This is a genomic window from uncultured Chitinibacter sp. (genome assembly GCF_945957625.1).
GTDB lineage: Bacteria > Pseudomonadota > Gammaproteobacteria > Burkholderiales > Chitinibacteraceae > Chitinibacter > Chitinibacter tainanensis.
In genome coordinates this window covers 1-25,539 of record NZ_CAMFLP010000019.1, presented here as the reverse complement: position 1 = coordinate 25,539, position 25,539 = coordinate 1, and the positions used below count along the sequence as shown (strand labels likewise).

The following is a 25,539-nucleotide window of genomic DNA, read 5'->3' as shown; positions in this document are numbered from 1 at the left end:
TTAGTCTGTGGCAGGGGCCGACACGCCGCCCCTACTTTTGGGAATATTCACACTAAGGGCTGATCCAGCGCAAAGTCTGGCCAGCCCAAGACAGTATCATGCCGACTATTCTACCGTTGATCGGGTCTGACTTCTTGATCTAAGACCATTTCCTGTTCACCCAGCGGCGGCGCTCGCGGCAGCGCCACCGCGTATGCAGTCCCCGCACCGGACGCGTTTTGGGCCGGCGCGCATCTGCGCAATGTTTGACGCTGCTCACATTGCCGCCTGGCGGCAATCCCTACAATGGTTGTCAATGATGTGATGTAATCAATCGCCCCGGTCACCGCCACAATCGCCCCGGTGCTGCGCGCCAAGGCCAGTGCAGCATCCACCGCCGAAGCGGAGCTGGCCGTACTGTCGACACCTTTGCCGCCGCCCAGCCCACCGGCCAGCGCGATAATTTCCGAGCCATTGCCGCGAATCGCAGCCGGCCGGCTGGCCAGCATGGCTTTGGCCGCTTCGGTGCGATAGCGCAATGCGCCCACCGCCACCGGATCCAGCACCCACGGCGTGCCTGCCGCATTGGCGCTAGCAATCGCCGCTTGCATTGCCGCCAGCCGCTCCGGGTAAAGCGTGCCGATATTGATCAGCACGGCGTCGGCCAGCGCCGCAAAATCAGCAACCTCTTCCTGCGCCACCACCATAGCGGGTGAAGCACCAACGGCCAAGAGGGTATTGGCGGTAAAGCATTGCACTACTTCATTGGTCAGCACATGCACCAGGGGGGTATTGGTGCGAACACGTTCTAGTTCGGTGGCAAGCTGGGTAAAAGAAAACTTGATGGCAGTGCTGGTCATGGGCATCTCGCACGAAGGGTTGAGGGCTTAGTCTGTGGCAGGGGCCGACACGCCGCCCCTACTTTTGGGAATATTCACACTAAGGGCTGATCCAGCGCAAAGTCTGGCCAGCCCAAGACAGTATCATGCCGACTATTCTACCGTTGATCGGGTCTGACTTCTTGATCTAAGACCATTTCCTGTTCACCCAGCGGCGGCGCTCGCGGCAGCGCCACCGCGTATGCAGTCCCCGCACCGGACGCGTTTTGGGCCGGCGCGCATCTGCGCAATGTTTGACGCTGCTCACATTGCCGCCTGGCGGCAATCCCTACAATGGTTGTCAATGATGAATACAGGAGGGCCCGCCATGGCCAAGCTGAGCACGCATTTTCTTGATCTGCCCGTTGCCAATCCCTTGATGAATGCCTCCGGTGTTTGGTGCAGTGTGGCCTCGCAGCTTGAGGCGCTGGCCGAATCGACTTCGGGAGCAATGGTGACCAAAAGCTGCACGCTGCAACCACGCGATGGCAACCCGGAGCCCCGCTATCGGGTGCTAGCCGATGCCGGCCAGCTGTTTGGCAGTATCAATTCAATGGGCCTGCCCAATGAGGGCTTTGCCTATTATCTGCATTATGCCCAGCGCCACGATCATGAAGCCAAGCCGCTGTTTATGTCGCTCTCGGGCCTGACGCTGGACGATAATCTCACCATGATCGACAGCCTGAAAGATGCGGTCACCCCCACCATTCTGGAAGTGAATCTATCCTGCCCGAATGTGCCCGGCAAATCGCAAATCGGCTATGACTTTGAAGCGATGGATACGCTGCTCGCCGAGGTGTCGTCAGGCTATCAACGCCCATTTGGCGTCAAACTGCCGCCGTATTTCGATATGGCGCATTTTGATGAAGCGGCCGAGATTCTGAATCGCTATCCGCTGGTGGCGTTTATTACCTGCATTAATTCGGTTGGCAATGCGCTGATGATTGATCTGGACAGCGAAACCACGCTGATTAAGCCCAAAGACGGCTTTGGCGGGTTAGGGGGTGATTATGTTCTGCCGACGGCGCTGGCGAATGTGAACGCGTTTTACCGCCGCTGCCCGGACAAAGCCATTATCGGCTGTGGCGGGGTGAAATCAGGCCGCGAAGCCTTCCTACATATCCTCTCGGGCGCCACGCTGGTGCAGCTGGGCACCGCGCTGTATGAAGAAGGCCCGGGTATTTTCCCGCGCGTACTGGCCGAGCTGGCCGAGCTCATGGATGAAAAAGGCTACACCAGCCCGGATGATTTCCGTGGCAAACTGAAAACGCTGTAAAGAAAAACTAAGGGTATTGCCCACCAGGCTATATATTGATTAGCCCAGCTGGCAATACCCTTTATTTTTTATGATTGTTTTAGTTTAAGCCTGCTCGGCAAAGCCGAACCAGCGCAAGGCTAGCCTTAATATTCCACCGGTACCGGATCCAGGCTGCGCCACAGATACCACGTCGCTACCGAACGCCAAGGCTGCCAGCGCTCGGCCAAGGCAATCAGCTCGGCGCGCGGGCGGCGCTCATCGCCGTGATAAAACTGGGCAATCGCGCGAATCAGGCCAATATCATCCAGCGGCAAGACGTTGGGGCGGGCCAGATAAAAAATCAGGAACATCTCCGCCGTCCAGCGGCCAATGCCACGGATCGAGACCAACTCTTTGATCACCGCTTCGTCGTCCCAGCTATGCCAGTCGCTCGGCTCCAGCCGGCCAGCTTGCTGATGGCGGGCCAGATCGAGCAGGTATTCGGTTTTGCGCTGGGTCAGGCCGCAGGCGCGTAAAGCCTCTACGCTGCTGGCAAGCACCGCTGGCGCGGTCACATCGCCCAGCGCCTGCAGCAGCCGGGCCCAGATCGAATCCGCCGCCTTGACCGAAATTTGCTGGCCAACGATCGAGCGTGCCAGTGTGTGAAAGGCATCGCCACGGGTTAGCAAGCTGACGGCCGGATAGCGCTCAACCAGCTCGGCCATCACCGGATCGGCGGCGGCCAGCTCGGCCACGGCCTGATCCCAATACGGCGGGCGATGAATGGCCGGGGCCGGCATTAGTCCCCCGCGACCGTCATGCGCTCCAGCAGTATCGAGCCAACCTTGCGGCTGCTGGATGCCAGCGCATCATCACCAATGGCCACGATCTGGCGATACATCTCGCGCAGATTGCCGGCGATGGTGATTTCCTCCACCGGATACTGAATCACGCCGTTTTCCACCCAGAAACCCGCCGCGCCGCGCGAATAATCGCCGGTCACCAGATTAATGCCATGACCCAACAGCTCGGTCACCAGCAAGCCGGTGCCCAGCTCAGCCAGCATTTGGCTGGCGGGCAGTGTAGGCGCCACAAATAGATTGTGTGGGCCGCCCGCATTACCTGTGGTTTGCATACCGAGCTTGCGCGCCGAATAGCTGGAAAGGAAATACCCTTGCTGCACGCCAGCATCGACCAGCGTGCGCGCCTTGGTGGCCACCCCTTCGCCATCAAAAGCGCCGCTGGCAAAGCCCCGCAAGGTGAAAGGATCTTCGGTAATGGTCACGCAGGGCGCAAACACGCTTTGCCCCAGGCTATCGAGCAAGAAGCTGGATTTGCGATACAGGCTACTGCCCGACACCGCGCTCACCCAGTGGCCAATCAGCGAGCTGGCTACCGCCGGCTCGAATAGCACCGGATATTCGCCGGTTTTCAGGCGACGAGCGCCCAGACGGCGCACCGTGCGTTCGCCCGCTTTACGGCCAACGGCGGCGGCGGCTTCCAGATCAGCGGGCGCGCGCGCAGCGGTGTACCAATAATCGCGCTGCATACCGACGTCGTCTTCGGCGATCAGCGCAGCGGAGACGCTATAGCGGGTGCTGGTGCCGGCGCCCAGAAAGCCTTGGGAATTGCCATAGACCCAGCGCGCGCTGCTGGTGGAGACGGTCGCCCCATCCGAATTATTAATCCGCGCATCCACTTGGCGGCCGGCTTGCTCGCATTCCTGCGCTAGCGCAATGGCTTGCTCTACGGGCAAATCCCAGGGGTGATAGAGATCTAAATCGGGAAACTCGGTGCACAACAGCGCCGGATCAGCCGGGCCGGCAAATTCATCGGCCGCGGTGTAGCGGGCAATCGCCAGCGCAGCTTGCACGGTATCGGCCAGCGCCGTGGGCGAAAAATCACTGGTGCTGGCATGGCCTTTGCGCTGGCCCAGATACACCGATACGCTCACGCCTTTATCGCGGTTGTATTCGATGGTTTCCACTTCATCCAGCCGCACCGAGATATTTTGCCCGGCGCCTTCCGAGACTTCGACATCGCAAGCCGTGGCGCCCTGCGCCTTGGCCAGAGCCAGTACTTGGGAGGCCAGATCGCGCAATGCCGCTTCGCTGTAGGTAAATTCCGACACGTAGTGAGCTTCCGTAGCTAAGGTGAAAACCAGGCCCGCCGCCTTGGGCGAACCAAATTTGCTATCATACTGCTTTTGCACTGACGTGAGATACCATGGCGAAGCATGATCATGATGACGAAATCGAAATCGTCAGTAAATCGCAACTCAAACGCGAAGCCGAAGCCCTTAAAGACCTCGGCGCCAGCCTGCTGGCCTACTCCCCCAAGCAGCTCGAACCGCTGAACCTGCCCGAAAAGCTGATCGATGCCATCCGTGAAGCGAAAAAAATCACCGCGAATGGAGCCATCGCGCGGCATAAGCAATACATCGGCAAGCTGATGCGCGATGTTGATCCCGCTCCGATTCAGGCCTTTTTGGATGCCATGAATGGCGATTCGGATCAGCATACCGCCTGGCTGCACCAGATCGAGCGCCTACGTGAAAAATTGCTGCTCGACCCGAAAGCCACCGAGCAGTTTATTGCGGACTTTCCAGCTGTGGATATTCAGCAGCTGCGCCAGCTGATTCGCAACGCCAATAAAGAAAAGCAGCAACAGCAGGAAGGCAAGCAAGTTGCGCCCAAAGCGTATCGCGAGCTGTTTCAGCTGATTAAGCAATACATTCCTGAGCCGAAACTGCCTAGCCTGAATGACGCCGCAGACGACGCGGCCGACGCGAGCGACGAGGAATAAACCATGCCTTTCGCGCGCGGCCTGCTGTTTGATATGGATGGCACCCTGGTGGATTCCCGCCCCTGCATTGAAAAGCTCTGGCAGGATTGGGCGGCCGAGCGCGGGGTTGATTACCAGCAGATTGTGCAGGTGATGCACGGCCGGCGCGGCATTGAAACCATTAGCATTGTGGCGCCCCATCTGGATGCGAACGCTGAAGTAGCCGCCCTGATTGCCAAGGAAATGCGCCAGCTTGATGGCACAGTGGCCATTGCGGGTGCTGCGGCGTTATTGCAGCAGCTGGCCCCCGAGCAGTGGGCGGTGGTCACCTCGGCCCCGCGCGAGCTGGCACTGGCCAAGCTGGCCTATGCTAGCTTGCCCTTGCCCAAATACCTGATTGGCGCAGACGATGTCCGCGAGGGCAAGCCGCATCCGGCGCCTTATCAGCACGGCGCGACCCTCTTGGGACTGTCGGCCAGCGACTGCATTGCCTTTGAAGATGCCGGCGCGGGTATTGCCAGCGCGCATCATGCGGGGGCAGCCGTCTGCTTAGTTACTGCGGCTGGAGGGTATTGCGATCAAAACCTTCATCAATGGACGATTGCAGACTATACCCAGCTGGGTATTACGCAAGAGCATGCTCAGCTACGACTGACATTTGCTGGTGCTTGATTGATTAGGGCCGCGATCGAAATGAATGATCTAGCACTTCACCCCAGCGACACCCCAGACCTTTGCACTATTGGCTTGGTGTCGATCTCCGATCGCGCCAGTGGCGGGGTGTATCCCGACCAAGGCTTGCCAGCCCTGCGCGATTGGCTCGCGCGCGCTATCACGAGCCCAGTGAATTTTATCGAGCGGCTGATCCCCGACGAACAGGCGCTGATCGAAACCACGCTGATTGACTTGGTTGACCAGCAGGGCTGCCAATTGGTACTGACCACCGGCGGGACTGGGCCGGCCAAACGCGATGTCACCCCGGAAGCCACCCGCGCAGTCATTGAGCGCGAGATGCCGGGCTTTGGCGAGCAAATGCGGCAAATCAGTCTGCAATTTGTGCCCACTGCGATTTTATCGCGCCAGCTGGCCGGCATTCGCGGCCAGAGCCTGATTTTAAATTTACCGGGCCAGCCAAAAGCAATCAGCGAAACACTGGCCGGCTTGCAAGATGCCAGCGGTAAAGTGCTAGTACCCGGCATTTTTGCCGCCGTTCCCTATTGCATTCAATTGCTGGATGGCCCGTATATTGAAACCGACCCCGCGGTGGTCGAAGCTTTTCGCCCCAAAGCTGCCCGCCGCCCGCCTAAGGAAAGCTAATGAGTACCCTACCCTGCGTCACCCTTGAAACGGGCCCGAACCCCACCGCAGCCGTAATCTGGCTACATGGTCTGGGCGCTGATGGTAATGATTTTGCCCCGGTGGTACCCGAATTAGGCCTTCCCGAAGGGCTGGCTGTCCGCTTTATTTTTCCGCATGCCCCCACCATGCCCATTACCTGCAATAACGGTTATGTGATGCGCGCGTGGTATGACATCGTGCATTTTGACCAGATTAGCCGCCAGGCTGACCGCGCCGGCGTAGAGGCCAGTGTGGGCCACATCCGCGCGCTGATTGCGGAACAAAATGCGCTAGGCATTGCGTGCGCGCGCATCGTACTCGCGGGCTTTTCGCAAGGCGGGGCGATTGCCTACACCGCAGGTTTAACCCACCCTGAGGCGCTGGCTGGCATTGTGGCTTTGTCCACCTACCTGCCGACGCCGGAATTACTCACGCCGCAAAGCATCGCCGCCAATCAGGCCACGCCGGTGCTGGCCGCACATGGCAGCCATGATCCGGTAGTCGGTCTCACGCTGGGTGAACAAGCGCGCGCGGCGGTCACACAATTGGGCGTGAACGTCGAATGGCATACGTACCCGATTCAGCATTCGGTGTGCCTGCCAGAAATTCAGCGGATTGGTGCATTTTTAACCGCCCGGCTGGCCTGATGGTGGAGTGACATGCGGCAATAAAAAACGGCGCTCATCGCGCCGTTTTTTATTGCTAACTAGTTCAGGAACCTAAGCTTAATTATCCTGCCGCAACACATTCACCGCCACCCAGATCCAGTCGACGCCTTTCTCTAGCACCAGACCTAAGCTCACTGAGAATTTCTTATCCCGCGCGCGGATTTGATAAATTTTATCCAAACCATAATCTGCCGAATGCATGATCAGCGTATTTACGCTTTTACCATCAATCTGATGCGGCACATACAACGCCGTTTTCACATTTGGCAACTCCAGCCCGCCCGTGAAACCCAGTTCGGTGACCGTCATGTTTTCAATGCGGTCATTTTGCTCGGAATGCATCCCCACCATCACCGGGGTGGTAGTAATAATCTGAATCCCGGCGGAAATCTCATCATCGCTTAGGCGCGCAATCCGCCGCAGCACGCCGATTTGCCAGTTTTCGCCCGTATTGAGCCGCAAACCGAGTAATAAGTTGGGGCGTATCCATTCATTTTCAGAGAAGCGCAGCACGGCACCAAAGCCACCGTTACTCTCATTATCAATCGCCCAAGTATGCCAATCGTTTTGTTTTTTATTCACCGCATACGGATTGCCACCCATGGTTTTTTGCTTGGTGCGGGATGATACAAAGCCATACAGGCGCATATCCATGATTTCGTCGTAATCGATCTGCTCTTTGGCATCCCGGCTTTGGCGCATGAATTTGTCGTTGTCTTCCTTGATAAAGCCGCAAATCCGATCCAGACCGTAGATCACATCCGCCGCCTTGGTGACTTTGGTGCGCTCACTGCGCTTCACCTGGCTATTGCGCATGCACATGGTCCAGAACACATCCAGGTGCTTCAAGAGTTCGGTCACTGCTGGGCCACGCGCGTCTGGGCCCAAATCAAGCGAGGCATGGCTGGCGCCAGTCATCAGGCGCCCCAAAATCTCTTGCACTTGATTCACTAGCTCATTCAAGCCCCAATAGCGATATGGCTCCCCCATTAATTCGGGGTTGAGTTTCTGCGCGCCATGCGGCTCTTGCAAATTGACACAGAAATGATGCCGCTCGATTACATATTTGCGTGAAATCTGGATTAGTTTGGACCATTTTTCCAGCCACTGATCAACAAGATCAAGCTGGCGTACCGAGAGATTATTGTTCGCCAAGGTATTGAGCATCAGCATCTGGATATATTCATCGGCACAGGATGAAACTTCACTGCCATCCGATGGGTACACCGCAAATGGATTGCTATCAAACCCACCAATTTCAGACAGACGATAAAGCTGATGGGCACTGGTCCAGAGCTTAGGCGGCACTTTTTCAAAGCGGAAGTAGTGCCATTTGGCCTGAATGGCCAGATAACGCAGACTGCGGGCCAAAACCATCGGCATCAGTGGCGCGAACTGTGCCTGCAAGGCTTCATTCGATTCGGCTTGGACAAAACGCTGGTAGGCCGCCACCATATCCTGCGCATAAGAAACAATGTCTTTCCAGAGTTTTTGCTCAATCTCTTTGGACATACGTGGATTTGCAATGTACTGGTAGCGCACGGCATCGTAAGCTTCCTGCACATGCTCATCGATCAGCATCAAGGCTTGCAGGCTATCGAGCGAGGGCGGCTGATTGCCAGCAATAAAATCACTGACAATCCCGTGCACGCGCGAGCTGCGGGTGGCCGGATCGACCAGATCCAGATTCTTGCACCACTGTGAGGCCATTTTGACATTGGCCAGCGGTGATTTATCTTTGGCAAATAGTGCAGTAATCCGATCAAGCATGCTTCATCCAGCCTGTTGTTATTGTAGTCATCCAACCATTTCTGCCGTGGGCTCGGTCAGCCAAGCAATCGCCCCGTCAAGGGTATCAAATACCATCACATTTGCATCGCTCAGGGCGCGATTGATCCAGACTGACCAGACAATCCACTGATCATGTGTGACGATACCGACTTTTTCGAAATCTTGCTTGTGCTTGATGCTGAAATCAAGTTCTTCAAGCGCCATATCCAACGTATAGCCAGTCATTTCGCTTAAATCGAACAATAAACGGCTGGGGCCATGAAAACGAATGTCATACAAGACATTCTCTTCAAACTCCCGATAATCCTGCAGGGTGAAATCACCAAAAATCACCACATGAATATACTGGCTTTCGTGTGAAATACTGATCATAAGGCCTCCCCGCGCGCACTGACGCGCCTGCTTTCTGTCAACATAGTGTGAAACCCGCCTTTTTGCTGATTTCTCCACCAGTAGTTAGACCGAAACACCTCACCATTCGTTGCAACTGGGTGAGCAAGTCACTGACGTCACATACCCATTGCGGGTATATATACCAGAGCGTTTATTGATCTAATAATGCGGGATATACCCTAGATACGCTGCAAATCGATCAACAGTTGCCGAGTATGCAAGGGCCGCTCGCCCAACACATGGGCTAATGATTGCCGCATCCACAGCTTGGCCCAAGGTTTGAGCGCTTCATCTTGCCAATCATCGCGCGCAAAGGCATCGATCAAGTGGCTGGGGCAGCCCTCTGTCGCCGTACTGGCTACAAAGCCCTGCTGCGGCACGAAGTGGTAATAGCCCTCCGCAGCCAAAGCCTCACCACTGTCAGCCTGCACATGCCAAGCGGGACTTAAGCCTAATTCTTGCAGTAATTGCCGCTCAAACCGGCGCAAAATCGGCTCCACATCGGGGGCACTTTGCTGTTGTAAGCGCGCCAATGCCTTGATGGCATCAAAATAGGCCACAAACAGCGCCGGATGCGGCTCGTCCCGCACCAGCAGCTGTTGCAGTAATTCATTGAGGTAAAAGCCGCATAGCAATGGCAAGCCGCTCAGCTGCGGCAGCCCAGGCTGCCAATCCGCCGCGTGTAAGGTTTTGACTTCCCCGGCGCCAAACCAAGACAGCAGCAGCGGCTGAAACCCCAGCAAGACACTGCGCACTTGTGAGCCGGGGCGTTGCACCCCCCGGGCATAGATGGTCAGACGGCCATGATCACGGGTGAACACATCCAGTAAGCGGCTGGTTTCCCGATAGGGATGCTGGTGCAGCACAAAGGCCGGCTGCGCATTGATTTTCTGTTTGGGCGTACTGCGCGCCATGCCTTATTCGTAGCCGAGTTGCCGTACCAAGCGGGTGTCATCCGCCCAACCGCTCTTCACTTTCACAAACACCTGCAGGAAAACTTTGGCATCAAACAACTGCTCCATATCCACCCGCGCTTCGGTGGCGATGCGCTTAAGTTTTTCGCCATTTTTACCGATCAGGATAGCCTTCTGGTTTTCACGCTCGACCATAATGGCGGCATAAATCCGGCGCAGCTCGCTACCGTCTTTGCGAATTTCATCGTCAAACTTTTCAATTTCTACCGCCATCACATAGGGCAATTCTTCGCCCATCAAACGGAAGATCTTCTCGCGGATCAGTTCGGCAGCTAGAAAGCGCTCATTCCGATCAGTGAGGTGCTCAGCCGAGAACATCGGCACCGACTCCGGCAACAGCGGCAAAATTGCATCCAGCAGGACATCAAGCTTTTGATTTTTCTTCGCGGCCACTGGCACGATGGCACTAAATTCAAACTGCGCCGCCACTTGCTCCATAAACGGCAGCAAACGCGCAGGATCTGCCAATAAATCAACTTTATTGATAACCAGAATCACTGGGCGATCTTTGGGCAAGAGTTTCAGTACCGCTTCGTCGGCCGGGCCATAACGGCCCGCTTCGACCACAAACAAAATCGCATCTACATCAGCAAGCGTGGTGGTCACACTGCGATTCATGGCTTGATTCAGCGCATTGCGATACTTGGTTTGAAAGCCGGGAGTATCGACAAAAACAAATTGAGCGTCTTCACGGGTTAAAACACCATTAATCCGATGGCGGGTGGTCTGGGCTTTGCGCGAGGTGATACTGAGCTTCTGCCCAATCAAATGGTTCATCAGCGTGGATTTACCGACATTGGGCTGGCCCACAATCGCCACAAACCCACAGCGATAATCGTCGGCTACAGTCGGGGTCAGCAGGTCATTCAGTTCAAGTTCTTTCATTTGCGGACCACCTTTTTGCCCGGGTGCTGCTCGCGCAGCAGATGTAATAATTTGCCAGCGGCTTCTTGTTCGGCCGCACGCCGGCTTGCGCCCTCTGCCCGTGTGGCCGTTTTTAACTCCACACAGGTGCAGGCCACTTCAAAAATCTGGTCGGGTGATTCACCCACTTGGCGAATCACTTCATATTGCGGCAAGGCCAGCTTGCGCGCTTGCAGCCATTCTTGCAATGCAGTTTTGGCGTCTTTCATGGCACTAGTCGGATCAACCGCCGCGATCCGCGCTGCAAATAACTGCGTGACCACGCGCTCAACTTCAGGAAAGCCACCATCCAGCCAGATGGCGCCCAGCACCGCTTCAAGTGCATCGGCCAGAATACTAGGGCGGCGATGGCCACCACTTTTGAGTTCGCCCTCACCCAGCCACAGATAATCGCCAAGCTGCAGTTCATTGGCGATCACCGCCAATGAATCTTGCCGCACAAAATGCGCACGCACCCGCGACAAATCGCCTTCACTGAATTGTGGAAAAGCAAAAAACAGCTGCCGGGCCACCAGCGAATTGAGAATACCATCACCCACAAACTCCAGACGTTCGTTATGTATGCTGGAGAATGAACGATGGGTCAGCGCCTGCTTTAATAACTTAGGCTCAGAAAAAACATAACCGAGCGCCTGTTGCAGGCGCTCGGCAGGAAGTACAACCGCCAAAATAAATCCTTACTATCTGGGATTAGGGTGCAGCAGCACCAGAACTTTGCTCCACTTGAAACTGGAACAGAAAACTCACATTTGCCACCAGCGGCACTACTTTCTCATAGTCGGCACGGATAACTGTACTGCCACCTACCTGACTAATAACTAGGTCTGCAGGCCCAACAGCCTTGATGTCACTGATTTCCGCATGTCTTGAATAAGACTCTCTTAACACAGCAGGTGTAGCACCAGCATTTTGCTTAACAACAGTAGTCACTGCCTGTTTGACATTGAAATACTCAATATAGGCTGGCACCACCTTAAACGCCGTAATCATCGCCATCGCCACGGCCATTGCAATAATAATAAATCCAAAAAAAGACAATCCACGCTGCGTATGCATCCTGATCTCCCTCTTTATTTAATCAGCGAACCAATCCGATTCAGATGCCCGAAGTTCATCCAGATCAGGAAAGCCTTACCGACGATGTATTTATCATCCACAAAGCCCCAATAACGGCTATCTGCACTGTGATCTCGATTATCACCCATGGCGAAATACTGCCCGGCGGGTACTTTGCAGGTAAATCCGCTCTCATCATAGCGGCAATTTTCGCGGCCAGGGAAGTCAGCCACTTCGCTCAGGCTCAGCACCGGTGCTTCAGGCATATTTAAAGTAGCGTACACGTGTTCACCTAATTTTTCAGTGAACTGCGCGTTTTTGATCTGATAAACGCCCTGCTCAACATAGGTGTGTTCACCCACACTGTCGGTCGGCACGGCAACACCATTCACGGTCAATTTTTTATTTCGATATTCGATGGTGTCACCCGGCAAACCAATGACCCGCTTAATGTAGTTTACGCTGGGGTTAACTGGATAATTAAACACCATCACATCGCCATGCTGCGGCGCGCCCACAGGCACAACGACGGAATTGGTAACCGGCAGGCGCAAGCCGTAAGCGTATTTATTCACCAGAATAAAGTCGCCCACAATCAGACCAGGGCGCATCGATGAAGATGGAATCTGAAATGGCTCGATTAAGAACGAGCGCAGCAAAAACACCACCAAGATCACCGGAAAAAACCCACGGCCATACTCGACCCAGTCTTCAACCTGTGCATCGCCGCGTTTCTTCTGCAGCACAAATTTATCCAGCGCCCACACCACGCCGGTAATCAGCACAAACAACAGCATGGCGGTGGAGATCGACAAAAACTGCACCATCAGCACAAACAAGCCCACCACCAAGGCGAGGTAGCCATACTGCACCAATTGTGGCGGCTCCTTGCCTTTGCGCTCATGCTTGGCGCCAGCCCCGATCAGTACCGGGCCCAAAATCAACAGCGCTACCCCTAGCAACAGCCAGTTCATGCTTTACCCCAACCGATGATGTTATTTGTCTGACACTTGCAAAATGGCCAGGAAGGCTTCTTGTGGAATCTCCACATTGCCCACCTGCTTCATGCGTTTTTTACCTGCTTTTTGTTTTTCCAGCAGTTTGCGTTTCCGGGTGATATCGCCACCATAACACTTGGCCAATACGTCTTTACGCATGGCCTTCACCGTTTCGCGGGCAATAATCTGGCTACCGATTGCGGCTTGTACCGCAATATCAAACATTTGCCGCGGGATCAGCTCACGCATTTTGGCGATCAGCTCGCGGCCACGGTAAACGCTATTGGCCCGGTGTACGATCAAGCTCAAGGCATCCACTCGCTCGCCATTCACCAGCACATCCAGCTTCACCAAGTCACCGGTACGGAATTCTTTAAACTCGTAATCCAGTGAGGCATAGCCACGCGATACCGACTTGAGCTTATCGAAGAAATCCATCACCACTTCGGCCATCGGCAAATCGTAGGTCAACATCACCTGCCGACCCAGATACTGCATATTCACTTGCGCACCACGCTTTTGATTACACAGCGTCATCACAGGGCCCACGTAATCTTGCGGTACCAGAATGGTGGCGGTGATGATCGGCTCACGTACTTCGTCGTATTTTGATGGATCAGGCAGTTTGGACGGGTTTTCGATCTGCACTACTTCGCCGTTGCGCAGCACCAGCTCATAGACCACCGTCGGTGCGGTGGTGATGAGATCCATATCAAACTCGCGCTCTAGGCGTTCCTGCACGATTTCCAGGTGCAATAAGCCCAAGAAACCACAACGGAAACCAAAGCCCAGCGCGGAAGACACTTCCGGCTCGAAATGCAGCGATGCATCATTGAGCTGCAGTTTTTCCAAACTATCGCGTAGCTTTTCATAATCATGGCTTTCTACCGGATACAAACCGGCAAATACCTGCGATTTCACATCTTTAAAGCCAGGCAGCGGCTCGGCGGCAGGCTCTTTGGCACTGGTGATGGTATCGCCCACCTTGGCACTCGCCAACTCTTTAATCCCGGCGATCACAAAGCCCACTTCACCCGCGCGCAATACTTCACGCTGCACCGATTTAGGCGTAAACACCCCAACCTGTTCGCACAGATGCTGGGCTTTGGACGACATAAACAGAATCTTGTCTTTCGGGCGCAGCTCGCCATCCACCACCCGCACCAACATGATGACGCCTACATAGTTATCAAACCATGAGTCGATAATCAACGCTTTCAGCGGGCCGTCTGGATTACCTTTCGGCGGGGGTATCTTGGTGACCACCTCTTCCAGAATATCTTCAATGCCAATACCCGACTTCGCCGAAGCATGCACGGCACCGGTCGATTCAATCCCGATAATGTCTTCGATTTCTTGCGCCACCCGCTCCGGCTCAGCCGCAGGCAGATCGATTTTATTGAGTACCGGGCGCACTTCTACGCCTTGCTCGATGGCCGTGTAGCAATTGGCGACGGTCTGGGCTTCCACCCCTTGCGAAGCATCCACCACCAGCAGCGCGCCTTCGCAGGCAGCGAGCGAGCGGCTCACTTCATAGCTGAAATCCACATGCCCTGGGGTATCGATCAGATTCAGGTTGTAGACTTTGCCATCACGCGCCTTGTAATTGAGCGCAGCGGTTTGCGCCTTGATGGTAATCCCGCGCTCTTTCTCGATATCCATCGAGTCGAGCACTTGCTCACTCATCTCGCGCATTTCCAGGCCACCGCAAAATTGAATAAAGCGGTCAGCCAAGGTGCTCTTGCCGTGGTCAATGTGGGCAATGATAGAAAAATTACGAATATGATCCATGTGTCCAGCCAATCGTGTTTCAGGGCAATTCTATAAAAAATCGGGCACGTTACGCGTGCCCGAGAATTGCGTTGGTGCGCGATTTTAGCCTAAATTGGCCAGCCTAGCATCCAGCGCAGCTTGGTCGAGATGATAATGGCAGATTTCCTGCCCGGCTTCGTCGGTTAATACTGGCACCAACTCGCCATAGCGCGCTTCCAACTCATCAATATCTTCAATATCAATCCATTGCACGGTGAAGCGCCCAGCCGCTTGGGCCAAGAGCGCATCCCGCATCACATGGCAGAGGCCGCAATATTCGCGGCCATATAACGTTAGCTGCCTCATTGTGCCGGCGCTTTCAGCACGATAAAGGCCGAGTTGCCATTGCGAATGATCCGCAGCGCGATACTCTGCCCCGCTTTCACCTCGTTGAGTGCTTTGCGCAGCTGCGCCGCGGAACTCAGCTCCTGCCCGCCCACGCCGGCAATCACATCGCCCGGCTGCAGACCCGCCTTGGCCGCCTCGCCCTGCACATCACGCACCAAGAGCCCAGCGGTAATGCCCAGCTGCTTGAGCTCACGCGGGTTCAGTTCGCGCACCACCAGCCCAAATTTGCCACTGTCATCCGCTTTGCCTTTGTACTCGCGAGCTTCGCTGGCTTTGTCGCTCGATTCAAGCTCACCCACGGTAATCATCAGCTCGCGGCTAGCCTTGTCGCGCCAAACTTGCACCGGCACTTTGCTCCCCGGCTTCACTGCACTCACCACCCGCGGTAGCTCACCCGAATTAGCAATGGTCTGGCCATTAAATTTCAGCAGAATATCGCCCGCACGCAGGCCGGCTTTGTCAGCAGGGCCATCTTTTTCGACCGAGCTCAGGAGCGCACCGGTCGGCTTGCTCAGGCCAAAGCTCTTGGCCAGCTCTTCATTCACATCCTGAATGGCCACCCCAATCCGGCCGCGAGTCACTTTACCCGTGGCCTTGAGCTCATCGGCTACTTTCATGGCCACATCAATCGGGATCGAGAATGACAGGCCCATATAGCCACCGGAGCGGCTATAGATCTGGGAGTTAATCCCCACCACTTCGCCGTTCAGATTAAATAGTGGCCCACCCGAGTTGCCAGGGTTGATCGCCACATCAGTTTGAATAAACGGCACAAAATTTTCATCCGGCAGATTGCGCCCTTTGGCTGAAACAATCCCCGCGGTCACGGTGTTATCCAGACCAAATGGTTGCCCAATCGCCAGCACCCACTCACCTTGCTTGAGTTTATTTACATCTCCAAGCGCCACTTTGGGTAGATTACTAGCCTCGACTTTCAACAGCGCCACATCGGTGCGAGCATCAGCACCCACAACTTTGGCCTTGAACGTACGCTTATCTACCATCTTGACGGTAATTTCATCCGCCTTGGCCACCACGTGGGCATTGGTCAAAATATAACCATTGCTATCGATGATAAAACCTGAGCCCAGCGATTGCGCCTGATGCTGGCGTGGCTGCATGCCGCGTCCACCACCCGGTGGCACCGGAAAGCCGAAGCGGCGCAAAAACTCGAGGGTATCGGGGTCAAAACCATTGGCGGCGGGGCCTTCGTCGTCGCGCACAGTGGCGGTGGTCGAGATATTCACAACCGCTTTGCCTTCTTTTTCCACAATGGTGGTGAAATCGGGCAAGCCCGCTGGTGCAGCTTGCGCAGCCCAGCTGGCGCCCAGCAGTACGCTACCGAGCAAGAAACGGTTCAGTTTGGAATTCAACATCGGACAGAGCTCCCGAGATCAAATAGTGCGTGATGAAGAACAGGAAGAACCAGCCGCACTGGCTGGCAATTTGGCAATAATCGCCGGTTCGTTGCTGTGAATGGGGTTCTTCGCCTGCTTTTTCAAGCACAGAAAACCGGTAATAAAACCAAGCGCGGCGCCGGCCAAGGTGCCCGCCTCGCCCGCCAGTGGCAACCAGCTGCCTACAAAGGCACCGAGCAGCAACAGCAACATCGGCAAGCCATAGGCCCATAACGCCGAGCTGAGCAACGCCTGTTCAGCCAGACCCACGGTCACCAGCTCACCCGCCTGCGCCGCCAGGGGGTTGCGCACCCGGTATTGATCCTGCGCCTGACCAAATAAGCGAGTGATCGCGACCGACTTACAGCCTTTTTCCGGGTCACAATTGCCACAGGGGGTATGGGGGCGGATTTTAATCCAGGCGTAGTCGCCGTCAGTGCGCACCACTTGGGCTTGAGTTTCGATCATGATAAAAGCTGCGGGTTATACGATGCGCCACCTTACCGCGCATTGTAGGCAGTGGCAAATGCCTCGACCGTTACTGCCGGCACTTCACCCAGCGCCATCACCAGCGCGCCACCACTTTGGCGCACAAATAAATGCGTTGCGCCTTGGTGCGCCAGCCCCAGCGGCAAACGCTGATGGTAAGGCTCAATAAACACCGACACCGTGGTGAGGCCATCGCTATACAAATGATGAATCACCGTGCGGTTTTTACCGGGCAAGGTTTTGCTTGTTTGCTTGAGCAAACGAAAACCATTGGGCAGTGCTTTGATGTCCCATCCTGGCTCTTGCGCCACTTTGGCGGTACCCACGCTGGAATCAATCGTCACCGGTTGCAGGGCGCGGGTCGGCTTCAACCAGCGGCGATCCACATTACTCCCCTGCTGTATATTCGTAAACGCAAAGGTCTGCATAGCCTCGGTACGCATACCCATTACAATCCACTTCAAGAGCAGCCCCGATTGATCATCCATCCAGAAACGATGTGGATAGCGATACTGATCAAGCGGCTCAAGCTGATACACGGTGGACTGTAAGCCAGCTACGCGCTCATGGCCTAGACGTTTAATGCCATACACATTCAACAGTTTTTCGGGCTGCTCTGGCAGCTGGCGTGGGAATAGCTTGGCGGTGTAGCGCCGATCGAGCGAGCCGCCTGACTGATCGGCAGGATAAATACTCACCTGCGTACCGGCCCGGTAATACTCGCGCGGCGGGCCATCCAGCGATTCGCGCCGCTCGGCATCGAGCTGACCATCATTGAGGTGAATCATCCGATACGTGGCAACTTCATCCCCATACTGATACACATAGGTACCGGCATAGTTTTCCTGTTTGGCCGCCGCCGCTGCACGCTCCAGTAGTTTTTGCGCACTATCGCGATCTAGCTGCTCGGCAGCGTGGGCCGCGCCACCCAGCATCAGCAGTAACAACACAGCCCACCGACTGACTTGATTCACACTCCATCGCCGCATGCTAGCGTTGCTCTCCGACTTCAAACGATACGGTAGTCAAATGGTCGCCGCCCAGTGGATCAGCCACCCCATTGCGATGCGCCGCCAAATACGCTCGCACTTCAGCCGCATTCACTTGCGCATGCGCCGGCACACTCACGCTGGCCATTTGCGGCAGCGGCTGGGCGGCTGGGCGGAACGAGAATTGCCACACGGCAAGACCCACAAAGGCGACCGAAGCCGCCGTCGCCATCGGCACTAGCCAGCGCTTGCCTTTGGGCGCAGTCAGCCGTTGCGGCGCAATCACCACTGGCTCGGCACTGAGCCGCGCCGAGAAGCGCTGCATAAAGTCGCCCGACAGCGGCACATGCCCACTTAAAGCATCCCGAGCAATGTACCACTCCTGCCATTGCTGCTGCAGTTGCGGATCTTGCTTGACGGCATCCAGCACCGCGGCCCATTCAGCCGGGTCGAGCTCGTTATCAAGCAATGCAGATAGTTTTTCATTCATTTGGATGTACTCCCATACGGCCTACCAGCGCTTATCCTTGCCCACGCCATTCAAAAGCGGACGCAAGCGGTTGGCGATGGCCTCGCGGGCGCGAAAAATCCGGCTGCGCACAGTTCCAATCGGACAATCCATCGCTGCGGCGATGTCTTCGTAGCTCAGCCCTTCCATTTCGCGCAAGGTGATTGCTTCGCGCAAATCGGGCGGTAGCGCTTCTACCGCCTCGTTCACAGTACTGACAATCTGCCGGTTGGATAGTTCAGTTTCCGGTGTGTGATAATCTGGTACTTGTGCCACCGCATCAAGGGTTTCGCCGTCTTCATCCTCGAAATCACTGGCCATCAGCGGCCGGCGCCCTAGGGAAGCTAAGTAATTTTTCGCCGTATTAATCGCGATGCGATACAGCCAAGTATAAAACGCGCTCTCGCCGCGAAACGAGGGCAAGGCGCGATAAGCCTTGATAAACGCCTCTTGGCTGACGTCTTCGAGCTCGGCCGGATCGCGAATCATGCGCGACAGTAGTCGGGCAATCCGGCGTTGATACTTCATGACCAGCAATTCGAAAGCACGCTGATCCCCGGCCTGCGCCCGCCGTACGAGCTCCTGATCGAGTTCGCGATCACTACCCTGGGTTACACCGGTTTTCAAGCCTACTCTTCCTTTGCGGATGGAACATGGATTCTAGGTCGATTAGCTATGGGCGGTCTAGGCAATTACAAGCCCAGCGCCAGATTTCATGCCGCGCTTTGATTTGCCTATCGGCATAAGCATTTGAGCTCTGCTAGTATTGGCGCTCTGAAATGGATAGCGTAGCAACACTGGATAGGAACCACGCCGGATGCAAAAGTTTGATGTGCTGATTTTAGGAAGTGGCCTGGGCGGGATGACGATTGCCCTGCAGCTGGCCGAAAAACTGAAAGTGGGTCTGATTACCAAGCGGGAATTGCGCGACGGCGGCAGTGGCTGGGCGCAAGGCGGCATTGCCGCCGTACTGGATGATGCCGATAGCATCGAGCTGCATATCAAAGACACGCACGTCGCGGGCGCGGGCTTGTGCGATCCGGCCGCCACGCGGTTTATCGTCGAAAACTCGAAAGACGCCATTGATTGGCTGATCAGCATGGGCGTGCCGTTCACCAAAGACGAATCGGGCGACACCAGCTATCAGGGCTATCACCTCACCCGCGAAGGCGGGCATAGCCACCGGCGGATTATCCACGCGGCCGATGCCACCGGCGCAGCCGTGATCGACACGCTGGCCATCAAAGTCGCCGCGCACCCGAATATCACGCTATTAGAAGACCATATTGCGGTTGATCTGATCACCGAGCGCCAAGGCGAAAGCGCGCGCTGCGTCGGCGCCTATGTGTACGACAAACTTACTGATCGGGTCGAGACCATTCTAGCCCCGTTTACCGTGCTTGCCACCGGAGGCGCGGGCAAGGTGTACCTTTACACCACCAATCCCGATGTCGCCACCGGCGACGGGATCGCGATGGGCTGGCGCGCTGGCTGCCGGGTGTCGAATATGGAATTCATTCAGTTCCACCCCACTTGCCTGTATCACCCACATGCCAAGTCTTTCCTGATTACCGAAGCCGTGCGAGGTGAAGGTGGGATTTTACGCCTACCTGATGGCACCCGCTTTATGCCGCATCACGATGAGCGCGCCGAGCTGGCGCCCCGTGATGTCGTGGCCCGCGCGATCGACTTTGAAATGAAGCGCGGCGGCTATGATTGCGTGTACCTCGATATCAGCTACAAACCTGCGGCGTTTGTGAAAGAACACTTTCCCAATATCTATCAGCGCTGCCTGGAGCTAGGCATCGACATCACCAAAGAGCCCATTCCGGTCGTCCCCGCTGCCCACTACACCTGCGGCGGGTTGGTGACCGATCTGGACGGCCGCACTGACCTAGCCAACCTCTATGCCGTTGGCGAAGTGGCCTGCACCGGCCTACACGGCGCCAACCGCCTCGCCTCAAACTCTCTGCTGGAATGCATGGTACTGGGCAAAGCAGCCGCCGAAGATATTTTGCGCCAAGCGCCGCAAGCCCTACCGCAAGTCCCAGAATGGGACGAAAGCCGCGTTACCGATCCGGATGAGGAAGTCGTGATCTCGCACAACTGGGATGAATTGCGCCGCTTTATGTGGGATTACGTCGGGATTGTGCGCACCAATAAACGGCTAGAACGTGCCCTGCACCGCATCGAGCTACTTAAAAGCGAAATCCACGAGTTTTATCGCAATTTCCGCGTTTCCAACGATTTGCTCGAGCTACGCAATCTGGTCATTACCGCCGAGCTGATTGTGCGCTGCGCGATGGCGCGCAAGGAAAGCCGCGGCCTGCACTACAGCCGCGACTATCCGGGCATTGAGACCGAATCACGCCCAACCCTACTCACGCCGGAACGCCCATTGAAAAAATAAGCGAGGTATAGGGCTACAGGCATTGTCTTAAAAAGCCTGCAGCCCTATACCCCATATTATCTCGAGCGCCCGAAGCACAAACCCGCCGCAAGCGCGCCAGCTGCGGCGCTTGATGTTAGAATCGGGCTATTCTTTTTATTGCCTTTGCTGCTGAGCCACGATGCTTGATATCCAATTGCTCCGCAACGACCTCGATGCCGTTGCCCAACGCCTGAAAACCCGCAAATACGACCTCGACACCGCCGCCTTTGCCGCGCTGGAAGCCGAGCGCAAAACCCTGCAAACCACCACGCAAGATCTGCAGGCCAAACGCAATAGCGTCTCCAAATCAATCGGTCAGGCTAAAGCCCGCGGCGAAGATGTCGCGCCCATCATGGCCGAAGTTGAAAACCTGAAAGCCGAGCTGGCCGCCAGCGAAACGGCACTGAGCGAGCTGCAAGGCAAAATGGAAGCCCTGCTGGCCGGCATTCCCAATCTGCCGCTGGAATCTGTACCGGTGGGCAAAGATGAAAGCGAAAATAAAGAAATCCTGCGCTGGGGCACTCCGCGGCAGTTTGATTTCGAAGTAAAAGATCACGTGGATCTGGGCGCGCCACTGGGCCTGGATTTTGAAACGGGCGCCAAGCTCTCGGGCGCGCGTTTTACCGTACTGAAAAGCCATATCGCCAAGCTACATCGCGCACTGGCGCAATTCATGCTCAACACCCACAGCAATGAGCATGGCTACGAAGAGGTTTACACCCCTTACCTAGTGAACGCGGCCAGCATGCACGGCACTGGCCAGCTGCCCAAGTTTGAAGAAGACCTCTTCAAAGTGCCGCACAACGACGATTCGCTGTACCTGATCCCAACCGCCGAAGTATCGGTGACTAACTTTGTGCGCGATACGCTACTCAAAGCCGACGAGCTGCCACTCAAATTCACCGCCCATACGCCGTGTTTCCGCTCCGAAGCCGGCTCGTATGGCCGCGATGTACGCGGCATGATTCGCCAACACCAGTTCGACAAAGTGGAGCTGGTCCAGATCGTCCACCCCGAGCAATCGGTGGCCGCACTGGAAGAGCTTACCGGTCACGCCGAGCGCATTCTGCAGCTCTTAGAGCTGCCGTACCGCAAAGTACTGCTGTGCACCGGCGACATGGGCTTTTCTAGCCAAATGACTTACGACCTGGAAGTGTGGCTGCCGGCACAGAATACTTATCGCGAGATTTCCAGCTGCTCGAATATGGGCAGCTTCCAGGCTCGCCGCATGCAAGCCCGCTTCAAAAATGAAGCCGGCAAAAACGAGCTGGTGCATACGCTGAATGGTTCAGGCCTTGCCGTGGGTCGCACCTTGGTGGCAGTGCTGGAAAACTATCAAAACGCCGATGGCTCCATCACCGTACCGACGGTGTTGCGCCCCTATCTGGGCGGACTGGAAAAACTGGCCGCCTAAACTCAGATGGCGACAAGCAAAGCGCACCTGCGGGTGCGCTTTTTTATTGGCCGGTCGGTCAAGATTCACCGCATTTCCCAGCGTTTGTCCTAGCTTAATGTGGCGCACGTCGTGGCCATTTTCAGCATAGGGCCACCCAGAAATAAATCGCCCCGCCAGCCGGCAAAATGCCGAAAAACGCCTAAGCTGAATCAGGTCTTCTAGGAGTTTGTCATGGCTGAAAACAAATACCGCTTGGTTACCCGCAGTGATTTCGATGGCTTGGTGTGCGCGGTGCTACTCAATGAGCTGGAAATGATCGATGAGATTCTGTTTGTGCACCCCAAAGACATGCAGGATGGCAAGATCGAAATCAGCGCCCGCGACATCACCACCAATCTGCCCTATGTGCCCGGCGCCTATCTGGCTTTTGACCACCACCTCTCCGAAACCATTCGCAACACGGGCGAGCGCGATAACCACATCATCGTCCCCGACGCCCCTTCGGCCGCGCGAGTGGTGTATGAATATTACGGCGGCAAAGAGCGTTTTCCGAATATTAGCGAAGACATGATGCTGGCGGTGGATAAAGCCGACGCCGCTGAATTTACCCGCGATGAAATTCTGCACCCGGATGGCTGGGTGCTCTTAAATTATCTGATGGATGCTCGCACCGGCTTGGGGCGCTTTCGCAATTTCCGCATCTCCAATTACCAGCTGATGATGGATTTAATCCAGTATTGTCGCAATCATGGCATCGAGGAAATTTTAGCCCTGCCCGATGTGAAAGAGCGAATCGAGTTATACCAAGAGCATGCGGCACTGGCCAAAGAACAACTCAAACGTTGCAGCCGCCTCTACGATAACTTGGTGATTCTGGATTTGCGTGAAGAAGAAACCATCTTCGCCACCAACCGCTTTATGATTTATGCGCTATTTCCCCAGTGCAATATTTCCATCCACGTGATGTGGGGCGTACAAAAGCGCAATACCGTGTTTGCCACAGGCAAATCGATTATTAATCGTTCATCCCAAACCAATATCGGCGCTTTGATGCTGGAATATGGCGGAGGCGGGCATGAAAACGCCGGCACCTGCCAGGTGGAAAACGAGCAAGTTGATGAAGTGCTACGCGAGCTCACCCTAAAAATCACCTCGGATGGTTAAACTGCGCCAAGCGCCCAACAAAAAAGCCGACCCAAGTCGGCTTTTTTAATTTGCTGAGCGTGGCTATGACGAACAACACACCATGCTCGAAATACCCTCTATGGGTATACAGCCCCCTGCAAGGCCATTTGACCTTTCCGGCCCGATACCTCACCCTTCACTACATGGTGATAAGGTAGTTTGCTGACATCCAGCTGCAGCAAAAGCTGATCCAAGCCCACGAGCTGATAGCCTTGCAACAACCAGCCAGTAAGCAAGGCGGCGATCGCCTCGGGATAACGGCTATCAAAATCCGCGGCAAAATTAAACACCTGTGGCTGCTGGGCTTGTTCGCTCAAATGCAGAATATGTAAAACTGCATCTTCGGCCGACATGCGCTGCACCAGCTCTTCCAGCATCGGCAAGGTCACAGGAAGTTGCGGCACGCGCACATATTCCCCTTCGACAATCGGCCAGTACGGCCCCACGCCACGCGTATCGCAGCTATAGGCATAGCCGGCCATTTGCAAATAACGGAAGGCCTGACGATTCATCTGCCCGCCAAACGCCGAATGCCCGCGCGCCGGCACACCAAAGCAGCGCGTATGCGCATCGCGCGCACGATACATTTCGACTTTGGTGGTTTCGGCGTCCCAGCGAGCGATTTCCAGTTGCCAGTGATAACGCGACAGCGGGCGCAGTGCATGCTCAAACCCGGCTTCGGTCAACTCATCCTGATAGCGTTTGGCCAATTTAAATAACCCGCGCACCGGTTGCAGACTACCTAGAATCAGCTCGCTACGAGCGTAGCGTTCACGCAACGGTATATAGCTAGAACCGGGCATCTGACGCAAACCATAGCCTGGCCGCAGCCAAACGCCATTGCGTTCTTCACCCAGAGACCAGAAAAAAGTGGCGCCAGCCTGATGGCTACGCAGGAGTTCAGCCAGATGGGGTACAGCCGCCACGGCCTTGGCCGTATCGACGTCAATCTTGAGGGCAAGCAGCTTCATGAATCCACTTGAAACAGGAAACACCCACCGGCGGTGGGCACAAAGCCGCTATTTTACTGGATTAATTGTGAACCTGAATAATCTCGAGGCCCAATTCGTATAAAGCGTGCATCTTCAGTTGATGACTGCGTCGCACTTTCACTCGCGCCGCAAAGGGAGCCTGCGGCCGCCCCGCCGTTTTGGCCGGCATCACATAGATATCGAATTCTTCTTCCGGGCGCGGCACGTAGCTGGTTTGTACCGTCATGCCGGTCACGCTGAGATCGGTGCATTCACCATAAAATGGCAAACCCAGATCCATTGGGCGAATTTTAACTTTGCAATTCACAGGCACCCGCAAGGCACCCCGCTGATCCTGCTCGCGCAAACCCACACCCATGACCTGTTCCATCAAATGCTAATAAACCGCGGTCATCTTAACTGCTTGCCCCTACTGCGCAAAGTACCGACCATCAGCCAAAGTGTGATTGATGTTATAGTCAGCTATATAGTTGAATTAATAAACCGTTTTGCCGCAGGAGTTGCCATCATGTCATCCATCAGCGCTGCAATGAATTTCAGCACCACCGTTTCACAGACCATGTTTCAGGGCTCCCAACAAGCGGCCAAAGCCATTAATGAAGGCGCTGAACGGCTAGATCGCAAAAAAGAGAATATCTCGCAGCAAGGCTTGCAAGCCATGCAGGAGCGCCAAGCCACCGCCCAGCGCATGGATGAAACCCGCAACAAGATCGATACCTACGCCTAAAGCCCACCAAGCGGCAAAAGATCGCAAAAAACTGTATTTTTGTTTTCTTTTTGATTCATGGGTTTAGCCAAAAAGCGCCGGCCAAGGCGCTTTTTTCCTGGGTTTTCGCCAGAAAAGGTGTTGACGCAAAATTAGGGGCATGTTTTAATGCTGCCTCTTTCAAGCGAGGGGCGAATAGCTCTGCAGCGAAAGGGTCGTTAGCTCAGTTGGTAGAGCGTCTGCCTTACAAGCAGAATGTCGGCGGT

28 protein-coding genes are annotated in these 25,539 nt (G+C 55.5%); 9 read left to right on the top strand and 19 right to left on the bottom strand.

What is annotated here, in order from left to right; all coding sequences use genetic code 11:
• Positions 1-110 precede the first annotated feature (110 nt).
• Positions 111-839: a hydroxyethylthiazole kinase gene (gene thiM / locus QV747_RS15855; protein WP_273432526.1), complete on the bottom strand. Its 729-nt coding sequence runs from the start codon at positions 837-839 to the stop codon at positions 111-113.
• A gap of 346 nt (positions 840-1,185) precedes the next feature.
• Here thiM and QV747_RS15850 point away from each other — a divergent pair, with 346 nt between their 5' ends.
• Positions 1,186-2,133: a dihydroorotate oxidase gene (locus QV747_RS15850; protein WP_273432528.1), complete on the top strand. Its 948-nt coding sequence runs from the start codon at positions 1,186-1,188 to the stop codon at positions 2,131-2,133.
• 125 nt (positions 2,134-2,258) lie between these two features.
• Here QV747_RS15850 and QV747_RS15845 read toward each other — a convergent pair whose 3' ends face one another.
• Both QV747_RS15845 and pmbA read right to left on the bottom strand, forming a co-directional pair.
• Positions 2,259-2,894, bottom strand: coding sequence for a DNA-3-methyladenine glycosylase (locus QV747_RS15845; protein ID WP_273432530.1), 636 nt, complete (start codon positions 2,892-2,894; stop codon positions 2,259-2,261).
• Complete coding sequence (gene pmbA / locus QV747_RS15840) at positions 2,894-4,225, bottom strand: metalloprotease PmbA (protein WP_047396717.1); 1,332 nt, start codon at positions 4,223-4,225, stop codon at positions 2,894-2,896. The genes QV747_RS15845 and pmbA overlap by 1 nt, the downstream gene beginning before the upstream one ends.
• Positions 4,226-4,320: 95 nt before the next feature.
• Here pmbA and yjgA point away from each other — a divergent pair, with 95 nt between their 5' ends.
• From yjgA to QV747_RS15820, 4 genes are read left to right on the top strand one after another with little or no spacing between them, the layout of a single operon-like run.
• Positions 4,321-4,899: a ribosome biogenesis factor YjgA gene (yjgA, locus tag QV747_RS15835; protein ID WP_273432533.1), complete on the top strand. Its 579-nt coding sequence runs from the start codon at positions 4,321-4,323 to the stop codon at positions 4,897-4,899.
• Positions 4,900-4,902: 3 nt separating this feature from the next.
• Positions 4,903-5,550, top strand: coding sequence for an HAD-IA family hydrolase (locus QV747_RS15830; RefSeq protein ID WP_273432535.1), 648 nt, complete (start codon positions 4,903-4,905; stop codon positions 5,548-5,550).
• Positions 5,551-5,571: 21 nt separating this feature from the next.
• Complete coding sequence (mog, locus tag QV747_RS15825) at positions 5,572-6,195, top strand: molybdopterin adenylyltransferase (RefSeq protein ID WP_273432537.1); 624 nt, start codon at positions 5,572-5,574, stop codon at positions 6,193-6,195.
• Positions 6,195-6,863: an alpha/beta hydrolase gene (locus QV747_RS15820; RefSeq protein ID WP_273432538.1), complete on the top strand. Its 669-nt coding sequence runs from the start codon at positions 6,195-6,197 to the stop codon at positions 6,861-6,863. Before mog ends, QV747_RS15820 begins: the two co-directional genes overlap by 1 nt.
• A gap of 78 nt (positions 6,864-6,941) precedes the next feature.
• Here QV747_RS15820 and QV747_RS15815 read toward each other — a convergent pair whose 3' ends face one another.
• From QV747_RS15815 to rpoE, 14 genes are all read right to left on the bottom strand, one after another.
• Positions 6,942-8,654: a hypothetical protein gene (locus QV747_RS15815; RefSeq protein WP_273432541.1), complete on the bottom strand. Its 1,713-nt coding sequence runs from the start codon at positions 8,652-8,654 to the stop codon at positions 6,942-6,944.
• Positions 8,655-8,681: 27 nt separating this feature from the next.
• Positions 8,682-9,047, bottom strand: a complete 366-nt coding sequence (locus QV747_RS15810; RefSeq protein ID WP_028450845.1) for an STAS/SEC14 domain-containing protein — start codon at positions 9,045-9,047, stop codon at positions 8,682-8,684.
• A gap of 200 nt (positions 9,048-9,247) precedes the next feature.
• A complete protein-coding gene (gene recO / locus QV747_RS15805) occupies positions 9,248-9,982 on the bottom strand; it encodes a DNA repair protein RecO (protein WP_273432544.1) in 735 nt (244 codons plus the stop codon).
• 3 nt (positions 9,983-9,985) lie between these two features.
• Complete coding sequence (gene era / locus QV747_RS15800; protein ID WP_034619878.1) at positions 9,986-10,927, bottom strand: GTPase Era; 942 nt, start codon at positions 10,925-10,927, stop codon at positions 9,986-9,988.
• Positions 10,924-11,634, bottom strand: coding sequence for a ribonuclease III (rnc, locus tag QV747_RS15795; RefSeq protein ID WP_273432546.1), 711 nt, complete (start codon positions 11,632-11,634; stop codon positions 10,924-10,926). Before rnc ends, era begins: the two co-directional genes overlap by 4 nt.
• Before the next feature lie 22 nt (positions 11,635-11,656).
• Positions 11,657-12,022 carry a DUF4845 domain-containing protein gene (locus tag QV747_RS15790; protein ID WP_273432549.1) on the bottom strand — a complete coding sequence of 122 codons (366 nt, stop codon included), beginning with the start codon at positions 12,020-12,022 and terminating at the stop codon, positions 11,657-11,659.
• A 14-nt stretch (positions 12,023-12,036) separates the two neighbouring features.
• A complete protein-coding gene (gene lepB / locus QV747_RS15785; protein ID WP_273432551.1) occupies positions 12,037-12,996 on the bottom strand; it encodes a signal peptidase I in 960 nt (319 codons plus the stop codon).
• A gap of 21 nt (positions 12,997-13,017) precedes the next feature.
• Positions 13,018-14,811, bottom strand: coding sequence for a translation elongation factor 4 (gene lepA, locus QV747_RS15780; RefSeq protein ID WP_028450850.1), 1,794 nt, complete (start codon positions 14,809-14,811; stop codon positions 13,018-13,020).
• An 84-nt stretch (positions 14,812-14,895) separates the two neighbouring features.
• Positions 14,896-15,138 (bottom strand): glutaredoxin family protein, encoded by a 243-nt coding sequence (locus tag QV747_RS15775; RefSeq protein ID WP_028450851.1) that lies wholly within the window; start codon positions 15,136-15,138, stop codon positions 14,896-14,898.
• Complete coding sequence (locus tag QV747_RS15770; RefSeq protein ID WP_273432554.1) at positions 15,135-16,556, bottom strand: DegQ family serine endoprotease; 1,422 nt, start codon at positions 16,554-16,556, stop codon at positions 15,135-15,137. Before QV747_RS15770 ends, QV747_RS15775 begins: the two co-directional genes overlap by 4 nt.
• A gap of 18 nt (positions 16,557-16,574) precedes the next feature.
• On the bottom strand, positions 16,575-17,045 hold the full coding sequence (locus QV747_RS15765; protein ID WP_273432556.1) for a SoxR reducing system RseC family protein: 471 nt from the start codon (positions 17,043-17,045) through the stop codon (positions 16,575-16,577).
• Between the two features lie 32 nt (positions 17,046-17,077).
• Positions 17,078-18,055: a MucB/RseB C-terminal domain-containing protein gene (locus tag QV747_RS15760; protein ID WP_273432558.1), complete on the bottom strand. Its 978-nt coding sequence runs from the start codon at positions 18,053-18,055 to the stop codon at positions 17,078-17,080.
• Between the two features lies 1 nt (position 18,056).
• Positions 18,057-18,545 (bottom strand): sigma-E factor negative regulatory protein, encoded by a 489-nt coding sequence (locus QV747_RS15755; RefSeq protein WP_273432560.1) that lies wholly within the window; start codon positions 18,543-18,545, stop codon positions 18,057-18,059.
• Positions 18,546-18,566: 21 nt separating this feature from the next.
• Positions 18,567-19,190 (bottom strand): RNA polymerase sigma factor RpoE, encoded by a 624-nt coding sequence (gene rpoE, locus QV747_RS15750; protein WP_028450854.1) that lies wholly within the window; start codon positions 19,188-19,190, stop codon positions 18,567-18,569.
• Positions 19,191-19,380: 190 nt separating this feature from the next.
• On the opposite strand from rpoE, the gene nadB reads away from it, so the two are divergent.
• From nadB to QV747_RS15735, 3 genes are all read left to right on the top strand, one after another.
• Positions 19,381-20,973 (top strand): L-aspartate oxidase, encoded by a 1,593-nt coding sequence (gene nadB, locus QV747_RS15745; protein WP_028450855.1) that lies wholly within the window; start codon positions 19,381-19,383, stop codon positions 20,971-20,973.
• Positions 20,974-21,133: 160 nt separating this feature from the next.
• Positions 21,134-22,408 (top strand): serine--tRNA ligase, encoded by a 1,275-nt coding sequence (serS, locus tag QV747_RS15740; RefSeq protein WP_028450856.1) that lies wholly within the window; start codon positions 21,134-21,136, stop codon positions 22,406-22,408.
• A gap of 213 nt (positions 22,409-22,621) precedes the next feature.
• Positions 22,622-23,554: an exopolyphosphatase gene (locus tag QV747_RS15735; protein ID WP_273432563.1), complete on the top strand. Its 933-nt coding sequence runs from the start codon at positions 22,622-22,624 to the stop codon at positions 23,552-23,554.
• Between the two features lie 98 nt (positions 23,555-23,652).
• Here QV747_RS15735 and QV747_RS15730 read toward each other — a convergent pair whose 3' ends face one another.
• Both QV747_RS15730 and QV747_RS15725 read right to left on the bottom strand, forming a co-directional pair.
• Positions 23,653-24,546, bottom strand: a complete 894-nt coding sequence (locus QV747_RS15730; RefSeq protein ID WP_028450858.1) for a hypothetical protein — start codon at positions 24,544-24,546, stop codon at positions 23,653-23,655.
• Positions 24,547-24,607: 61 nt separating this feature from the next.
• The gene (locus tag QV747_RS15725; RefSeq protein ID WP_034619881.1) at positions 24,608-24,925 is read right to left on the bottom strand and encodes a PilZ domain-containing protein; all 318 of its coding nucleotides are present in this window, start codon (positions 24,923-24,925) and stop codon (positions 24,608-24,610) included.
• A 150-nt stretch (positions 24,926-25,075) separates the two neighbouring features.
• On the opposite strand from QV747_RS15725, the gene QV747_RS15720 reads away from it, so the two are divergent.
• Complete coding sequence (locus tag QV747_RS15720) at positions 25,076-25,294, top strand: hypothetical protein (RefSeq protein ID WP_028450859.1); 219 nt, start codon at positions 25,076-25,078, stop codon at positions 25,292-25,294.
• Positions 25,295-25,539 lie beyond the last annotated feature (245 nt).

Excerpts from the sequence above, each read along its gene's own strand:
- QV747_RS15770 (WP_273432554.1), bottom strand. The coding sequence starts at position 16,556 with ATGTTGAATTCCAAACTGAACCGTTTCTTGCTCGGTAGCGTACTGCTG.
- QV747_RS15755 (WP_273432560.1), bottom strand. The coding sequence starts at position 18,545 with ATGAATGAAAAACTATCTGCATTGCTTGATAACGAGCTCGACCCGGCT.
- serS (WP_028450856.1), top strand. The coding sequence starts at position 21,134 with ATGCTTGATATCCAATTGCTCCGCAACGACCTCGATGCCGTTGCCCAA.
- QV747_RS15725 (WP_034619881.1), bottom strand. The coding sequence starts at position 24,925 with ATGGGTGTGGGTTTGCGCGAGCAGGATCAGCGGGGTGCCTTGCGGGTG.
- yjgA (WP_273432533.1), top strand. The coding sequence starts at position 4,321 with ATGGCGAAGCATGATCATGATGACGAAATCGAAATCGTCAGTAAATCG.
- era (WP_034619878.1), bottom strand. The coding sequence starts at position 10,927 with ATGAAAGAACTTGAACTGAATGACCTGCTGACCCCGACTGTAGCCGAC.
- QV747_RS15730 (WP_028450858.1), bottom strand. The coding sequence starts at position 24,546 with ATGAAGCTGCTTGCCCTCAAGATTGACGTCGATACGGCCAAGGCCGTG.
- QV747_RS15815 (WP_273432541.1), bottom strand. The coding sequence starts at position 8,654 with ATGCTTGATCGGATTACTGCACTATTTGCCAAAGATAAATCACCGCTG.
- QV747_RS15720 (WP_028450859.1), top strand. The coding sequence starts at position 25,076 with ATGTCATCCATCAGCGCTGCAATGAATTTCAGCACCACCGTTTCACAG.
- QV747_RS15845 (WP_273432530.1), bottom strand. The coding sequence starts at position 2,894 with ATGCCGGCCCCGGCCATTCATCGCCCGCCGTATTGGGATCAGGCCGTG.
- recO (WP_273432544.1), bottom strand. The coding sequence starts at position 9,982 with ATGGCGCGCAGTACGCCCAAACAGAAAATCAATGCGCAGCCGGCCTTT.
- QV747_RS15775 (WP_028450851.1), bottom strand. The coding sequence starts at position 15,138 with ATGAGGCAGCTAACGTTATATGGCCGCGAATATTGCGGCCTCTGCCAT.
- QV747_RS15765 (WP_273432556.1), bottom strand. The coding sequence starts at position 17,045 with ATGATCGAAACTCAAGCCCAAGTGGTGCGCACTGACGGCGACTACGCC.
- QV747_RS15790 (WP_273432549.1), bottom strand. The coding sequence starts at position 12,022 with ATGCATACGCAGCGTGGATTGTCTTTTTTTGGATTTATTATTATTGCA.
- lepB (WP_273432551.1), bottom strand. The coding sequence starts at position 12,996 with ATGAACTGGCTGTTGCTAGGGGTAGCGCTGTTGATTTTGGGCCCGGTA.
- nadB (WP_028450855.1), top strand. The coding sequence starts at position 19,381 with ATGCAAAAGTTTGATGTGCTGATTTTAGGAAGTGGCCTGGGCGGGATG.
- QV747_RS15820 (WP_273432538.1), top strand. The coding sequence starts at position 6,195 with ATGAGTACCCTACCCTGCGTCACCCTTGAAACGGGCCCGAACCCCACC.
- QV747_RS15830 (WP_273432535.1), top strand. The coding sequence starts at position 4,903 with ATGCCTTTCGCGCGCGGCCTGCTGTTTGATATGGATGGCACCCTGGTG.
- QV747_RS15850 (WP_273432528.1), top strand. The coding sequence starts at position 1,186 with ATGGCCAAGCTGAGCACGCATTTTCTTGATCTGCCCGTTGCCAATCCC.
- lepA (WP_028450850.1), bottom strand. The coding sequence starts at position 14,811 with ATGGATCATATTCGTAATTTTTCTATCATTGCCCACATTGACCACGGC.
- QV747_RS15735 (WP_273432563.1), top strand. The coding sequence starts at position 22,622 with ATGGCTGAAAACAAATACCGCTTGGTTACCCGCAGTGATTTCGATGGC.
- QV747_RS15760 (WP_273432558.1), bottom strand. The coding sequence starts at position 18,055 with ATGCGGCGATGGAGTGTGAATCAAGTCAGTCGGTGGGCTGTGTTGTTA.
- QV747_RS15810 (WP_028450845.1), bottom strand. The coding sequence starts at position 9,047 with ATGATCAGTATTTCACACGAAAGCCAGTATATTCATGTGGTGATTTTT.
- mog (WP_273432537.1), top strand. The coding sequence starts at position 5,572 with ATGAATGATCTAGCACTTCACCCCAGCGACACCCCAGACCTTTGCACT.
- thiM (WP_273432526.1), bottom strand. The coding sequence starts at position 839 with ATGACCAGCACTGCCATCAAGTTTTCTTTTACCCAGCTTGCCACCGAA.